Raw genomic sequence first — 15,656 nt, 5'->3', positions numbered from 1 at the left:
AAAGTCCAACCTGAATCCAACTCTTTGGTCATGCCGAATTTCAGGGAGACGCCTTCAATTCTCACCGAGGGTTGCCGGGAACAGATCATGGGAACGACTCTGCAGAATCGAGGTGGTGCGGGATGAGTAAGAAATTGAGTGAAATGACATTGGAAGAACTCTGGCAGTTATTTCCGATTTACCTGACGAAACACCAATCCTGCTGGTCGGACTGGTATGAAGAGGAACTGAATCTCTTGAGGTCTGTCCTGCCATTGGGTTCTATTTCTCGGATCAGTCACATTGGCAGTACAGCAGTTGATTCAATCTGGGCAAAGCCGATTATTGATATTCTGGTTGAAGCCCGGGATCATCAGGAAGAGATCAGGCATTGCCTGGCAGCGGCAGGCTATGCCTGCATGTCAGAGAGTGAAACCCGAGTGTCATTCAATAAGGGATACTCGGAGAACGGATTTGCCCAGCGCGTATTTCACTTGCATCTGCGTCGGGAGGGAGACCATGATGAGCTGTATTTCCGCGACTATCTACTGACGTACCCGGAAATTGCCGCGGAGTATGAACAACTGAAACTGGCACTCTGGAAACAGTATGAGCATGATCGGGACGGCTACACCAATGCTAAGCACGAATTCATCGCAAGGCATACCCAGGATGCCAGACAGGCATTTCAAGGCAGGTATGAAAGAGCCGCCCTCCCGGATGGCTTCAAACTTCCCACATAAAGAACCGTGATATTTGCTTCGCCAAAGGCGGCGCAGGTGCGATCCACAGGAACTCTCATTTGTGTCTCAGGATTAAAAAAGAACAGGTTTGCATTCAAACCTGTTCTACAATATTTTCTCTATGCCAGCCAGTCTTTGATTATCAGGGACCGACTGGTATTTATTCTTCCCGGGAAGGGGAAGTTTCGGTATCGCGATTGGCGGTCAGAAGGTTAAGGAATTGATAGTAAATTACTTCCGGATTGCGTTTCCAGTTATCGCAGATATATTCGGCATCTGCCTGACTGGGCACTTCAATACCCAGATTGAAAATCATCCGCCGGCCTTCCTTGGCATGAATCTCAACCAGACAGCGGCCGTCCTCAACCGGGGAGTATGAAGCATGGATCGTGTTCTTCTCAATGAGCTCATTCTTCATTTCTTCCATATAGACATCGATCATGGAACGCTTATGGACATCCAGATTCGAGGAGAAGAGTTCCAGCATGGAACGGCCAGAATCTGTAATCTCAACGTACTCATCCAGACCATCCTTGTCCAGGAGAATGAAGCGTCCGTCTTTCAATCCGTAAATGGAATCCTGGAAGTTATAATAGCTCATCAGGAGATTATCCAGCATAATCATGGACAAGTCATGCTTGGTCATGGCATACCGGGCGTTAACCAGGGCGTACAAGATCAATATTTTATTTTCAGCAATGTTTCTATTGTCCTGCATAATGTCCTCCAAAAAACAATCATATATCCTATAATATCACATCAAACACGAATCCCAGGGCAGGGAACTCTGAAATGAGAGAATAATTTCAGCAAATTCCTTGGGCAGAGCATGCAGCCTGACCCGGAAGAAATGATCAAGTGCATTTCTGTGATAGTCAGGCAGAATGCGCCCGGACAAGAAGTGCATAACCGAAGGAATCGAACACTGATTTAAAAAAACCAGTACAGTCAAAACTGAAAGAATATTGAAATCGAATACACATTTTGTTATTATTAGGAAGTATAACTGGGTCCATGCGATAGTAAAAAAAGAGATAAACATTTTGGGGGAGACCATGGAACATAAGGAAAATTGCAATTTGATCAAACTGGAAGGGACCGTCTGCAGTGAACTGGCGTTTTCGCACGAGCTGTATGACGAAAAATTCAATGTGTTCACCCTATCGGTGCAGCGCCTCAGCGATAAAACAGATGACATTCAAGTCACAATCGCTGAAAAAAGCCTGAATGGGCAAATTCTGACTCTTGGCCAGAAAATAATGGTTCAGGGCCAGCTGCGAAGCTACAACAAAATGGAAGGCGGCAGGAACAAGCTCATTCTGACAGTGTTTGCGCGGTCACTTGGAGAAGTCGCTGAAGGAACACCGGATCCAAACCACATCGAGCTGGAGGGGTATGTCTGCAAGAAGCCTGTTTTTCGGACCACTCCCTTTGGCAGGGAGATCGCAGATCTGCTGGTTGCTGTTAATCGGGCATACAAAAAATCCGATTATATTCCGGCAATCGCCTGGGGCAGAAATGCCCGGTTTGCGGAACATCTCAATGTCGGGGACAAAATTCGACTGGAAGGAAGATTCCAAAGCCGCCAATACCAGAAATGTTTCGGCACAAACGAGCGTGAAATCTGCACGGCCTATGAAGTTTCGATCGGCCGTCTGGAACATTTGGAGAAAAGTGACGAAGACACTGCCATGGACTGCGAAGAAACGATGTCTTCAATGGCCTAGCAGCAGCGGCGACCAGGCATGGACACAAAAAATTAACCAGAAATGACCGAAGGATAACGAGTCTTGCGGCAGTCTTTTCGGGCTATAATGATTGTAAATCAGTCAATGCTCAGGAGGCTGGCGAAGCGGGTTATGCTGAAGAACAAAATTGAAATATATAATAATCAGGATGAAGTGACAAAACGCATCCATGAATTGAAGCAAACAGGATACCATGACACGGACATGTATGTCATTGCCAAGGGGGAGCATCGGATCGACAATATCAAAGGCCGCCTGGAAACACTGGCGGATGAGTCGAAATCCACTGATGTGAGCTTGTGGGATAAGTTCAGGAATCTGGTTGGCGCACAGGAAGAATTTGAAAATGCGTTTACCCGCCTCGGAGTAGAGGACGACGAGATTGAAATCTTTACGAATGCGATTGAGTCTGGCAAACTGCTTCTGATCATTGCCAATGATGAACTGTAAAACAGACGCCTGATCCGATCACCCCCTGATTAAGCAGTGATCGGAACGGGAAAGATATCAAAATCATTCAGACCGTTCAGAACCTGAAGAGGGGCTGGGCCAAAAAGCAATTGAGCAAGCACTCCGGAGCAATCCCAAGGAGTGCTTGCTCAAATATTTGCAGGCCAGTGGCTGATCCGTCATGATCAAAAAACTGGAAAAATCATTCGGTCGGAATGACATCCAAGCAGTCACATTTAAGTGAATCACAACGATCCCGAAGAATGATCCGGAGGAAGCAGTCCGATGAATTTTCTCGAAGACCGATCCAAAGGATTAATTCAGATGAATCCTCTCGAGGATTCAACCGAAGGAAGCAGTCGATGAATCTTCCCGATCCATTATCCTCCAACTTATAAGTTTGGGGTGACATATTTTTGAACTTCGACGTGGTTAACTAATTACGGCACAAATACAAGGTGACATTATCACACACCATCAACAAACATCTCCGTTAAGTCATTTCCCTGAGTGAATGAATGAGTTATAATAGGAATAGCGCTTATTTTCAATCACAATCAGCGCTGTCGAACATGGAAAGGAACTCATTATGTATCAGGATTTTTCAGCTATCTACGAAGAGAAGATCAAAGAGGATTTTGATTATCAGGCTATGGCTGATTTCATTCTGGGTCAGATGCGTCAATTTCACGTGAAGGGGAAGTACGCCCTGGATATGGGATGCGGGACTGGCAATGCTGGTTTGATGATCCTGCCCAGTCTGGAACGGATGATTCTGTGCGATCCATCTGAAGAGATGCTGACCCTGGCCAGAAATAAATACTCCGGTTCCGGGCAGGCCACTTTTTTAAAAGGGGAGGCTCCCACATTTCTGTATCCGGATCGGTTTGACCTTATTATTTCAGTTCTTGATATTCCGAATTACTTGGACTCACTGGAACTGGAGGCATTTCTGCACAACAGCTACCGGAACCTTGAACATACAGGGATTTTGATCTTTGATATCTCCAGCGTCCATAAGCTGACCAAAGCAGCAATGACCGGAGTGTTCGTCTATGATGACGAGGATTATTTTCATGTTTGGGAGAATCAGCTGGTAGGGAAAACCCTCGAGCTGACTATTAATGCGTTTATCCGGACCAGGGGAAAGAGTGCTGGACGATACAATCCACCGCTTTATCACCGGGTTACGGAAGAGCAGGTCATGCATCTGCATACAGAAGAAGAAATTGATGAAACAGCACAAACTGCCGGATTTATGATTGCCGGGAAATACGACGGTTATACAGAAAAACCCGCTTCTCCGGGTTCTGAGAGAATCGTCTATGTGCTTACAAAAGGAGTTACGATAAATGGATAAACTGATTCGAGCAACCGCCATGAATGGCATGGTACGGATAATTGCCGCGGATACGAGAGAGATAGTTGATGAAGCCAGGCGCCTTCATGAGCTCCCGGCGACCGGTACGGTCCTCCTGGGGCGCATGCTCACCGGCGGACTGATGATGGGCGCGGTCCTGAAGAATGAATCGGATCGCCTGACGGTTCAGATCAAGGGAGATGGACCATCCATGGGCTGCCTTGTCACATCAGGCATGAACCTTGAGGTTAAAGGCTATCTAGGCAATCCGGAGATGGAGCTTCCGCTGAATGAGCACGGCCGCTTTGATGTAGCCGGAGCCGTCGGCAGGGAAGGAAAATTTACGGTGATTATGGATATGGGATTAAAGGAGCCTTATGTCTCCAGTGTTCCAATCTATACCGGCGAGATTGCGGAAGATATCGCCTATTATTACACGGTATCAGAACAACTGCCTACGGCAGTGCTGCTTGGCGAAAGCCTGAATCCGGATCTGACGGTTCAGGCAGCGGGCGGACTGATGGTTCAGATGATGCCCGGACATGATCCCATGCTGGCAGATCTGATTACTTTCCGGCTGGAAGAAATTCCACCGCTGTCCAGTCTGCTGTGCGATGGAAATTCAATTCACGAAATCCTGAACATGCTCTTTGACGACATGGATTTGATCATTAATGCGGAAGCTCAGCCTCGTTATTTCTGCGATTGCTCCAGAGAGCGGGTGGAGCGGGCATTTATTTCCATCGGCTTAAGAGAACTGAAGCAGCTTCATGAAGAAGGACGAACGGAGGAACTGGTATGTCAGTTCTGTAATAAGCGTTACTTATTCTCGAAGGAGGATATTGGCAAAATTATCACTGAGATTTCAAAAAATTAGCTGATAATGTCACCATTTCGTAATCACTAAATATAAAACCAAATTTATAATTTTAATTGAGATATATATATAAAACATTTTTCGAGGGGGATTTGGTTTTGAACAGGACAGATGTAATAGCACTCATCGCTGAAGAAGAATCGATGACAAAAAAGAAAGCAGAGGAGATCGTTCGGCTGATCATCGACACGATGAAAGTCGCACTGATCGATGGAGAAAAGGTCCAAATCACAGGATTTGGCACGTTTGAGGTGAAGGACCGTGCACCACGCATTGGAAGGAACCCGAAAACGAATGAAGAAGTCAAAATTGACGCCTTCAGGAAACCTGTGTTCAGACCAAGTCAAACACTAAAAGAACGGATCAATAAGTAGAATGGCTTTGCCATTCTTCTTTCTTTTTTGTAACGTTGTAATAAACTACAAATTATAACGGTGACAAATTATAATTCGGTGATTGCAGTGATACTCAGATCCTGTCTTACTCCGGTAAGATTCACCTTTCGATTTGGATAGGACACAGACAGTATCGCGCAGTACCGCACAGGAATGCGCAGCACCGTTCAGCACTGCTCGCTTGGTCTTAGTGTAAAGTTACTGTAGGTCGAAAATGAAAGAGAATAAGCCCAAGTGCTAGAATGTTAGTAACAACAACAAACAAACTACACGAAAGGACTTATTCTCATGCCTATCTTAACAGATTTCAACTCAATGTTCACCTCTCTCAGACAAGGTTTTGATTCAAGAATGGCAAGCGGTACCCTCACCATGGATCAGGTGGTCCAGGAGACTCACGAGCTGACGGATCGGATTGCCCGTGAGCAGATCCAGGATTATGTTCAGGTACTCGATGAGCGCCTGAGGAACTCACAGTTACGCAAAAAGGATTACTCCATCGAACGGCGTAATCAAACAAAAACCATCGCTACTACAGCCGGACCTGTGGTCTTTGACCGGACGTACTTTCGGGATAAAAAGACTAATCACCATGTGTGTCTGGTGGATCGTCTTCTGGGCCTTGAGCCCCATCAGAGAATCAGCCGGGAACTAGCCTCGTGTCTTCTCTCCAGTGCTAAAGATATTTCTTACCAGGGGACGGTGGAGCGCTATGCAAGCAGCGGAATTACCAGCCGCACTACGGTAATGAATCTGGTCCATCGACTGGGGAACATTGAGTCTTCTGAGGGACCCCTGCCTCAGAAAAAAGTGGTATCTCGGATCTATATTGAGGCCGATGAGGATCATGTAGCTATGCAGGACGGTTCCAATCAGCAGATGCGGCTGATCTACGTCCATGAGGGGCAGCAGAGTGTCGGGAAGAGACGCAAGGCCTTAATGGGTGTACGTCGATTTGCAGGCTTCTACAAGGGCAACTCGGATGAACTGTGGTACGAAGTGTTCGATTACCTGAACTCGGCTTATGAAGTGGATAAGATCGAGGAAATCTCCTTATCAGGGGATGGGGCGTCCTGGATCAAGATGGGTGCCCAGATTCTGCCTCGATGCAAGCTCTATCTGGATAAGTTCCACCTGGAAAAGGCCCTGCGCCAGGCGGCAACGCCGATTGATTCCTACAAAGGGACAAAGGATGAATATTACTGGTACCTCAAAGACGCCATCAGCATGGACTCCCTTGAGGACATCAACACATTCTTCGAATCAGCGGCGGGATTGCCGCTTAAAAAGACCCAGGAAAAGAAGTTAGGCGAGATGAAAACCTATCTTTTGTCCAACTGGGAATCGATCCAGAACGCGGCCAAGTCGGGCTATCAGGGCTGCAGTGCGGAAGGGCATGTCAGTCATGTGCTTTCCTCACGGTTATCATCACGCCCGATGGGGTGGAGCACAGTAGGTGCTGAGAATATAGCGCGCATGCGAGTTTTCGTCCTCAATGGCGGGGATCTCATGGGCTACTTCGCTGCCAAAGAGAAAGAAAAGAAGAAGGAAGCCCGACTTTTGAGGCTGGAAAAACGGATCGTGAAGAATAGCCGGGTCTACCCGGTAAAACAAGGTTCAATCAGCTATGCAACGCCTCATTTTGGGTGGTATAAATCGTAAAACCCGGGCTACTTGGAATCCGCACGGCAGGCCTATTCAATTTTTGAACCGAAAGTAAGTTGACACTATCTCGCTTGGTAACAGATGTTCGAATAAGTTTCGGTTTGTGGTATAATAAAGAAAAGGAAGGAGGTTTTGCTTATTGTCACATTGTATCGTATGCGGCCAGCCAGGGGATAAGCACCATGTAATTCATAAATCAGAGGGCGGATTGGAAACACCGCTTAATTACATTTATCTATGTCCGGAACATCACCGGGGTGGGCTAGGCCCGCATCAAAATTCGGAGACAGACCTGGCATTCAAACTGGAAATGCAGAAGAACCTGGAGAGCATTTTCTCCAATCGGTATTATTCTGCCATGGAAATCCGTTCGATCAGTCAATTGAGCAATTCCAACATGAAAAAATTCATGAAGACCAACCGTCTGCACAAAGAAGGCTATGAGCGCAATGATATCATCTTCTTCCTGATGGGTGGAAACATTTACCGTCATGATTATGCCAATCCTATGTTCCTTGAACGCATTCGTCTGTAAGAGGTTAATACCCCCAGCTCTGATCTTTCATATAACTGGGAATTCACGTAATCAGCTGTTCAAAATATTTGAGTAAAAATTTCAGATATATTTTCTCGATGGGGGAGGAATGCGTTCCTCTCTTTTTTTCGCCAGATGATTCGGCCGACGGCTGATCATCCTCTGCCATCCTATCGTTTGGATGGTTGATTCTCGCGTCACCGCTAAAAATCAAGCGATTGTTGGACTCATATCCTGCAGCGGCGAAAGAATTTTGCGAAGTTCCAATATTTTCTTGACAACAGAGCTGCATTCCTTTATCATAGAAAAGTACGAAGCAGAAACTGCCGTTTCTCACCTGCCGGATATTGTTTTGTCAGGTCATGCTAAACTGGAAATCAAGCATGCGATCGTCGGTCAACCGATGAACGCATAACTGTTAGAGTTTACGAAGGACGGCGTGATGCCGTCCTTATTTATTATCCCCGGAGGTGAAAAATATAAGCAAGAATTACCCGACCAACAACGAGATCAGAGAGAAAGAAGTCAGAGTTGTGACCTACGACGGAGAACAGCTTGGAATTATGTCTTCGAAGGAAGCTCAGCGGATCGCTGATGAAAAAGAAATGGATTTAGTCATGATCGCTCCTACCGCCACTCCTCCTGTCTGTCGCATCATGGATTACGGCAAGTTTATCTATGAACAAACCAAGAAAGAAAAAGAGGCAAAAAAGAAGCAGCGCACGGTAGAGATCAAGGAAATCAGATTCTCACCAAACATTGAAGAACATGATATGACCACCAAGGCCAACAACGCACTCAAGTTCCTGAAAGACGGTGACAAGGTCAAGGTAACAATCCGATTCCGTGGGCGGGAAGCAGATCACAGCCATAAAGGCTACGATCTCATGAAAGAGTTTTTTGCCAAAGTCGAAGAATTCGGAACCATTGAAAAGCCAGCCACCATGGAAGGCAGAAATATGACAATGGTGATCACATCCAACGTAAAATAATCAATTCACAGGAGGAACCTTATCATGCCAAAAATGAAAACTCACAGAGGGGCTGCCAAGCGCTTTGGCAAAACCGGAACTGGAAAATTCAAAAGATCCAAGGCCTTCAAGAGCCATATTCTGACCAAGAAGTCAGCTAAGAGAAAGAGAAACTTAAGAAAGACAGGATATGTCTCCACTGCCCAGGAAAAAGTAATCAGAAGATTACTTCCTTACATTTAGAAGGAGGATCAAGATAAATGGCAAGAGTAAAAAGAGCGGTCAACGCAAAGAAGAATCATAGAAAAGTCCTGAAGCTTGCAAAGGGCTACTACGCCGGAAAATCCAAGCTGTTCCGTACAGCGAATGAAACCGTCATCCGGGCCCTGAGAAACGCCTATGTCGGCAGAAGACTGAAAAAGAGAGATTTCAGAAAGCTCTGGATCGCTCGTATCAACGCAGCGGCCAGATTGAACGGAATGACCTATTCCACGTTCATGAACGGACTGAAGAGAGCGGGAATCGAAATCAACCGCAAGATGCTGTCTGAGATTGCAATCCACGATCCTCAAGGATTTGCAAACCTCATTGCTCAGGCAAAGAGCGTAAGAGAAGCATAATACTTTTTTCAGAAGAGCCCATCCGGGCTTTTTCTGTTTTTTGGGAGGATTTTTTAAGTTAGACAGTTGTCGAACAAGAAGAAGTGATCGGAATATGATAAAATGTAAGCAGATTGTTTCAAAGGAGCATATTATGACCAATAATGACATTTTGCACGGTTTCCGTCGGGTGGGAGAGCAACCCTCCAAGGAAACAGGTTCGACCATTGTGTATTACGAACATGAAACCTCCGGTGCCCACCTGGTGCATCTTCAGAACGAAGATCCCCACATGGCTTTTGGCATTGGTTTCCGGACGCCGCCGGAGGATTCTACCGGTGTAGCCCATATTCTGGAGCACTCAGTGCTGTCCGGATCCCGAAAGTTCAAGACCAGGGAACCATTCATGGAACTGCTGAAAGGATCCATGAATACATTCCTGAATGCGATGACGTTTCCGGATATGACGATTTATCCCATTTCCTCCCAGAATCGCAAGGATCTGCGCAATCTGATCGATGTCTACATGGATGCTGTCCTGTTCCCCAGAATTCATGAAATGAAAGAGATCTTCCTGCAGGAAGGCTGGCATCATCATATTCTCTCACCGGATGAACCCATTACTTACAATGGCGTAGTCTACAATGAAATGAAGGGGGCGTATTCTTCCCCGGAGGCCAATGTAGCCATCCAGGTAGCACGCGCATTGAACCAGGGGACAACGTATGACCACGAATCCGGCGGGTACCCCTATGAAATCCCCGGGTTAAGCTATGAGGGCCTGAAGGAATTCCATACGAAATATTATCACCCATCCAACAGCATGATTTATCTGTATGGCGACATTGACCGGGAGGATCTGCTGCGGCTTCTGGATGAAGAATACCTCTGCCATTTCCAGCGGAAGAATCCGGACTCTGACCTGGTTTTAAAAGAACAGGAGCCTGGGATCAAACGCTTTGACTTTGAGTATCCCGCCGATGAGAATCAAACGGCGAAGGAGCACTCTTACCTGTCCTATGCTGTATCCCTGGGGCACGCTGATTCGGTGGATGACTATTTTATCAATACCATTCTCAACGAAGTGCTGATCCAGTCTGAGTCCTCACCGCTCAAACAAGCTCTGTTGGAGAAGGGCCTCGGCGAAGATTTCATGAGCCTGTCCGGGGATACCTATTACCTTGACTTTGGACTGGCAGCGAAGCACACGGCAGATGGCCGGCTCGATGAGTTTGTCGGTGTGATCGAATCAACCCTGAAGCACATGACGGAGCAGGGGATTGATGAGAAATTGCTGCTGGCCGCTTTGAACCGGACGGAATTCAAGCTGCGGGAAGCCCGCGGAACCCTGAAAGGCATCATCTACTTCATCAATGTCATGAGTGCATGGCGCTATGGCAATGATGCAGCCAGCTACCTCAACTTCGATGATGTGTTTGCCCGGATGCGTCTTGGCATGAAAGAAGGATTGTTTGAACGCATCATCCAGGTGCGGATTCTCAACAATCCGGTGAAGATCCTGGCGATCCATCGTCCCAAAGCGAACCTGTTCGGCGAACTGGACCGCAAGGTGGAAGAAGACCTGGCTGAGCTCAAGGCGGGCCTGTCCCAGGAAGCATTGGCAGATCTGATTGCAGAAAATGAGAAGCTGCTGAAATTCCAGACAACGGAGGATTCCAAGGAAGACAAGGCAACGATCCCTCATCTTGACCTGTCAGACATCGACCGACACATCCCCCATATCGAGGAGGAGAGTGTCCGTCTGGGCAATGCCGATCTGCTGTTCCATCCCTGGAACTCATCGGATATCAGTTATCTGACCGCTGCGTTCTCCATGGCACCCCTGGAACGGGAAGACATTGTCTGGGCCGGCTATCTGGCTGCTGTGCTGGGAATCATCGGAACTGACAAATATACGTACTCTGAACTCAATAATGAAATCAACATCTATACCTCAGGACTGCATTTCTCTCCCAGCGTATTTAAAAAACTGAGCGGTCCGGATGAATACGAAGCACGATTCAATGTCTACAGCTCCGCAATGGGTGACTACTACCCCAAGATGTTTGAATTCCTGGATGAAGTCCTTTTCCGGACGGGCTTTTCCGATAATAAGCGCCTGAAGGAAATTTTCCTGATGCTGCGGTCCAATTTGGAGTCCAGCTTCGACTTCCAGGGTCATACCATCGTCATGCAGCGCGTTGCCTCATTCTTCAATCAGGCATCCCGCTATCTGGAAGAACTCTCGGGCATTGATTTTTACGATCACCTGAATCTTCTGCTGAAGGACTTTGACGGCAACTCGGATCTGATCCAGACGAATCTTCGCCGCGTCGCCAAGCGCCTGTTCGGTTCTCAGGACCTGGTGCTGAGTCTGACGGGAGAACCGGAACGCAAGTCAGAACTGATGGATGCAGCTGCCGACTTTATCCGGAGACTGCCCCAGGGAAGTGCCCGGCCAGCGGTGCCGCTTGTCTTTGAACTGGGACATCGCAAGGAAGGACTGACCTCCGCCTCCGGAGTGCAGTATGCGGCGAAGGGGTACAATCTGAAAAAGCTTGGTTTTGAGTATACGGGAGAAATGGTTGTTCTGGCGTCGATTCTATCAATGGATTATCTCCACAACGCGATCCGTGCCCGCGGCGGGGCTTACGGAGCCGGAATTTCCATCGATCCGTTCGGCAATGCCGTTACGTATTCCTATCGGGATCCCAATCTGAGAAATACGGTCAATGTTTATGACGGAATGAGTGACTTCCTGCGCAATTTCGCACTGGATGAGGATGATGTCAAAAACTATATCATCGGTACCATGCCGCGGTTTAATCCACCTCTAACCGCCTCGGACATCAACACTCTGGTGCTGGCCCGGCGATTCTCTGGATCATCAGAAGCGGAAATCGAGAAGCGGATGAGCCAGGCCATTGATACGACAAAAGACAGCATCATGGCCAAAGCCCAGCTGATGGATGAGCTGATGAAACAGGATTATCTGTGCGTACTGGGCAGCCAGGACAAGATTAACCAGGAAAAAGATCTGTTCAGTGTGATTCGCCCCATCAAAATAAACCAGTAACAGAAAGACTGAAAGGACGAGTCCGATCGGGGCAGGGGAAGATCCTGATCCGAAGAATGACACGCAACGTATATTTAACAATCAATCTTCAAGAGAACAGTTGAACTTCTGATAAAGTCGGAGTATCCTTTGTTAAGAGACGAATCAGAACAATAACTTATAGAACCAGGTTGGCCCGTTGGACCGCTGCCTTGCGGCAGCGGTCTATTGAACGGCACAGATTAGACTTGAATTGAGGAATCACTATGACTTTACCAAAGAAAGTTTCATTGCCTAAAATGCTGAAGATAGAAATGAATCCAGTCCGGGTTCTGGCTATGGGCTTTGCCCTGGTCATACTGCTGGGAGGACTTCTGCTCATGCTGCCCATTTCCAGCCAGACTGGAACAGTGACCCCATTCATTGACTCCTTGTTTGTTTCCACCAGTGCGGTTTGTGTAACCGGCTTGGTTACAGTGGATACAGGAACCCACTGGACCTATTTTGGAAAAACCGTGATCATCAGCCTGATACAGATCGGCGGGCTGGGTTTTATGACCTTTGCCACATTAACTGCTGTCTTCATGGGCAAAAAACTGGGACTCAAGGAGCGCCTGCTGATGCAGGAAGCGTACAACGCCATGAACCTGCAGGGAATCATTAAGATGGTCCGGTATGTGGTTGGATTCACGTTTGGTGTCGAGCTGGCGGGAGCACTGATTCTGATGACGCAGTTCATTCCCATGGTCGGATGGGCAGAGGGGATCTATTACGGCATTTTCCATTCAATTTCAGCCTTCTGCAACGCCGGTTTCGATCTGATGGGGAACTTTGCCTCGCTGACTGGCGTCAATACCAACAAGATCATCCTGACAACGATCATGACCCTCATCGCGGTGTCCGGTCTTGGATTCTCAGTCTGGATGGAAATCTGGAACTTCAAGTCCATTACTCGGTTGTCACTCCACGCCAAGCTTGTCCTATCGACAACGCTGTTCCTGATTTTCGGCGGGGCATTGCTGTTCTTTGTCTTCGAATATTCCAATCCCGCCACCATAGGTTCCATGAGCTTCCTCGACAAGGTGACCAATTCCATGTTTGCGTCGATTACCCCGAGAACAGCAGGTTTCAATGCAATCTCCATCCCGGATATGTCCATGGCATCCCGCCTGCTGACCATCATCCTGATGTTTATCGGCGGATCACCCGGATCCACAGCCGGTGGTATCAAAACAACCGCCATCAGTATTCTGTTCCTGACCGTGCTTTGCGTCCTCAAGGGCCGCCATGACCCGGAAGCCTTTGGCCGCCGGATTGATAAGGACAGTGTGTTCAAAGCCTTTGCCGTGGTAGTCATTGGCTTGGGCATAGTATTCGGCGTGACGCTGGTCATGAGCTTCTTTGAGTCCGCTCAGGGAACGTCGATGGAAGCGCTGATCTTCGAAGCCACCTCCGCGTTTGCTACGGTCGGGCTGAGCGAGGGGATTACTCCAGATGTTCAATTTACCTCCAAAGCAGCTCTGATTGCCGGAATGTACTTTGGACGGGTCGGCCCCATCACAGTCCTCCTGGCACTATCCCGGCAGAAGACGCCGGCTCAGATCGCTTACCCGGAAGGGAAGATTCTGATCGGGTAAGAGTACTCAGGCAGAGCATCGTGTGTCCCGGTCAGACATGAAACGGGAGATATGAAACGGGAGATATTGAAGGAAAGTATAACAGATCAAAAAAACCCGATCGGGGATCGAGAAAAGCAACCCGCCATCATGCGGGATGAGAAAGGTGTTAAAGAATTATGGCAAAGCAATTTATCGTCGTCGGATTGGGCCGTTTTGGCATTTCCGTAGCAGAAACGCTCTCAGAACTGGGACATGATGTTCTGGCCATCGACAAGGATGAAAATGTCATTCAGGATATTGCCGATAAAGTGACCCATGCGGTCCAGCTGGATGCAACGGATGAATATGCCCTGCGCACGTTGGGAGTCCGTAATTTTGACGTTGCCGTCGTCACGATTGGTTCCAATATCCAGGCATCCATTATGATTACCTTGCTGCTTAAGGAAGCGGGTGTAAAATACGTCATATGCAAAGGCCAGTCAGAACTCCATAAGAAGGTTCTTTTGAAAATCGGGGCAGACCGGGTCGTGCTTCCGGAGAAGGATATGGGTTACCGGGTTGCCCACAATCTGGTTTCATCCAACCTGGTGGACCTGATTGAACTGTCCGATGATTACCAGATCATTGAGATGAATGCACCAGACAGCTGGATTGGCAGAACCATTAAGGATCTGGATGTTCGGGCAAACTATGGCATTACGATTTTGGCTCTGCGCAGCAAAACGGATGATATTAATATTTCTCCGACAGCGGATGTGGTCATCCCGCCGGAATCTGTCATTATTGCGGTCGGAACCAATGAAGACCTGCTTCATCTGGAGCACACGGTTCTTGCCGATGAAGACTAACATTACAAGTCTTCAGAATCCCAGACTGAGAGAGCTGCGAAAGCTCAAGGAGCGAAAATACCGGGAGCGGACGGGTACATTTCTGATTGAAGGACAGCGGTTTCTTAAGGAAGCGCTGCGCCAGCAGGTTGAAATTGACTGCGTTATCGTTCAGGATGAAATACTGCTGGAGGGACTGAATCTCAAGTCGGAATGTGAGATCCTGATCGTTCCGCCGGACCTGATGAAGGACCTGGCAGGCACGGTGACGCCCCAGGGGATCCTCGCTCAGACCCGAATTCCCGCTCCATCCTCAGACGCATTTGAGAAAACCAGCGGCCTGTGGCTGTATCTGGACGAGATTCGAGATCCGGGGAATCTTGGCACGATTATCCGAACTGCTCATGCGTTCGGCCTGGATGGTCTGATTCTGTCCAAGGGCTGTGCGGACCCTTATCAGGAAAAAGTATTGCGCAGCACCATGGGCAGCATCTTTCAGGTGCCCCTCATGCTGAATCAGGATACAGCATGGCTGAATCAGCGCCTGACCCAGGGAGCGACGCTCTATCTGGCTGACTTTCAGGATGCGGTTGAACTTCCGGCGGTAGATCCATCCGGCGCCAGCATTGTGGTTATTGGAAATGAGGCTCATGGCGTCAGCGACACCATTCGCGCGCTGCCTCACGTTACCGTCCGAATTCCCATGCCTGGCGGCGCTGAGAGCCTGAACGCGGCGGTGGCTGCTGCTCTGATGATGTACGATCTGAAAATCCGCTGAGCCAGTGGGTGGGATGAAGTGATTTCTAGTGGATACATTGCATTCAAACGGCCTT

General features: G+C 48.1%; 17 protein-coding genes. 16 read left to right on the top strand and 1 reads right to left on the bottom strand.

What is annotated here, in order from left to right:
- Window positions 1-122 precede the first annotated feature (122 nt).
- Window positions 123-722 (top strand): GrpB family protein, encoded by a 600-nt coding sequence (locus NQU17_06050; protein UUM13116.1) that lies wholly within the window; start codon window positions 123-125, stop codon window positions 720-722.
- 160 nt (window positions 723-882) lie between these two features.
- On the opposite strand, the gene NQU17_06045 is transcribed toward NQU17_06050, so the two are convergent.
- A complete protein-coding gene (locus NQU17_06045) occupies window positions 883-1,440 on the bottom strand; it encodes a DUF4364 family protein (GenBank protein UUM13115.1) in 558 nt (185 codons plus the stop codon).
- Window positions 1,441-1,777: 337 nt separating this feature from the next.
- On the opposite strand from NQU17_06045, the gene NQU17_06040 reads away from it, so the two are divergent.
- The 15 genes from NQU17_06040 to NQU17_05970 all read left to right on the top strand — a co-directional run bounded on the left by NQU17_06040 (window position 1,778) and on the right by NQU17_05970 (window position 15,601).
- On the top strand, window positions 1,778-2,449 hold the full coding sequence (locus tag NQU17_06040; protein ID UUM13114.1) for a single-stranded DNA-binding protein: 672 nt from the start codon (window positions 1,778-1,780) through the stop codon (window positions 2,447-2,449).
- 132 nt (window positions 2,450-2,581) lie between these two features.
- The gene (locus NQU17_06035) at window positions 2,582-2,920 is read left to right on the top strand and encodes a general stress protein (GenBank protein UUM13113.1); all 339 of its coding nucleotides are present in this window, start codon (window positions 2,582-2,584) and stop codon (window positions 2,918-2,920) included.
- A gap of 589 nt (window positions 2,921-3,509) precedes the next feature.
- Window positions 3,510-4,280 carry a class I SAM-dependent methyltransferase gene (locus NQU17_06030; protein UUM13112.1) on the top strand — a complete coding sequence of 257 codons (771 nt, stop codon included), beginning with the start codon at window positions 3,510-3,512 and terminating at the stop codon, window positions 4,278-4,280.
- The gene (gene hslO / locus NQU17_06025) at window positions 4,273-5,157 is read left to right on the top strand and encodes an Hsp33 family molecular chaperone HslO (GenBank protein UUM13111.1); all 885 of its coding nucleotides are present in this window, start codon (window positions 4,273-4,275) and stop codon (window positions 5,155-5,157) included. Before NQU17_06030 ends, hslO begins: the two co-directional genes overlap by 8 nt.
- A 98-nt stretch (window positions 5,158-5,255) precedes the next feature.
- Window positions 5,256-5,531 carry an HU family DNA-binding protein gene (locus NQU17_06020; protein ID UUM13110.1) on the top strand — a complete coding sequence of 92 codons (276 nt, stop codon included), beginning with the start codon at window positions 5,256-5,258 and terminating at the stop codon, window positions 5,529-5,531.
- 309 nt (window positions 5,532-5,840) lie between these two features.
- Complete coding sequence (locus tag NQU17_06015) at window positions 5,841-7,214, top strand: ISLre2 family transposase (protein ID UUM13109.1); 1,374 nt, start codon at window positions 5,841-5,843, stop codon at window positions 7,212-7,214.
- A gap of 313 nt (window positions 7,215-7,527) precedes the next feature.
- The gene (locus NQU17_06010) at window positions 7,528-7,752 is read left to right on the top strand and encodes a hypothetical protein (GenBank protein ID UUM13108.1); all 225 of its coding nucleotides are present in this window, start codon (window positions 7,528-7,530) and stop codon (window positions 7,750-7,752) included.
- A gap of 181 nt (window positions 7,753-7,933) precedes the next feature.
- Window positions 7,934-8,167 (top strand): hypothetical protein, encoded by a 234-nt coding sequence (locus NQU17_06005; protein UUM13107.1) that lies wholly within the window; start codon window positions 7,934-7,936, stop codon window positions 8,165-8,167.
- A 55-nt stretch (window positions 8,168-8,222) separates the two neighbouring features.
- Complete coding sequence (infC, locus tag NQU17_06000; GenBank protein ID UUM13106.1) at window positions 8,223-8,744, top strand: translation initiation factor IF-3; 522 nt, start codon at window positions 8,223-8,225, stop codon at window positions 8,742-8,744.
- A gap of 24 nt (window positions 8,745-8,768) precedes the next feature.
- Window positions 8,769-8,966: a 50S ribosomal protein L35 gene (gene rpmI / locus NQU17_05995; protein UUM13105.1), complete on the top strand. Its 198-nt coding sequence runs from the start codon at window positions 8,769-8,771 to the stop codon at window positions 8,964-8,966.
- A gap of 17 nt (window positions 8,967-8,983) precedes the next feature.
- Complete coding sequence (gene rplT, locus NQU17_05990) at window positions 8,984-9,343, top strand: 50S ribosomal protein L20 (protein UUM13104.1); 360 nt, start codon at window positions 8,984-8,986, stop codon at window positions 9,341-9,343.
- A 133-nt stretch (window positions 9,344-9,476) separates the two neighbouring features.
- Window positions 9,477-12,398, top strand: coding sequence for an insulinase family protein (locus NQU17_05985; GenBank protein ID UUM13103.1), 2,922 nt, complete (start codon window positions 9,477-9,479; stop codon window positions 12,396-12,398).
- A gap of 278 nt (window positions 12,399-12,676) precedes the next feature.
- Window positions 12,677-14,014, top strand: a complete 1,338-nt coding sequence (locus NQU17_05980) for a Trk family potassium uptake protein (protein ID UUM13102.1) — start codon at window positions 12,677-12,679, stop codon at window positions 14,012-14,014.
- A 155-nt stretch (window positions 14,015-14,169) separates the two neighbouring features.
- Window positions 14,170-14,844: a TrkA family potassium uptake protein gene (locus NQU17_05975; GenBank protein ID UUM13472.1), complete on the top strand. Its 675-nt coding sequence runs from the start codon at window positions 14,170-14,172 to the stop codon at window positions 14,842-14,844.
- Window positions 14,834-15,601, top strand: coding sequence for an RNA methyltransferase (locus NQU17_05970; protein ID UUM13101.1), 768 nt, complete (start codon window positions 14,834-14,836; stop codon window positions 15,599-15,601). Before NQU17_05975 ends, NQU17_05970 begins: the two co-directional genes overlap by 11 nt.
- Window positions 15,602-15,656 lie beyond the last annotated feature (55 nt).

The sequence above is a fragment of the Clostridiaceae bacterium HFYG-1003 genome, assembly GCA_024579835.1.
Classification (GTDB): Bacteria; Bacillota; Clostridia; order Clostridiales; family Clostridiaceae; genus JG1575.
The sequence above is the reverse complement of the archived record's forward strand: the minus strand, read 5'-3'. Positions and strand labels throughout refer to the sequence as shown.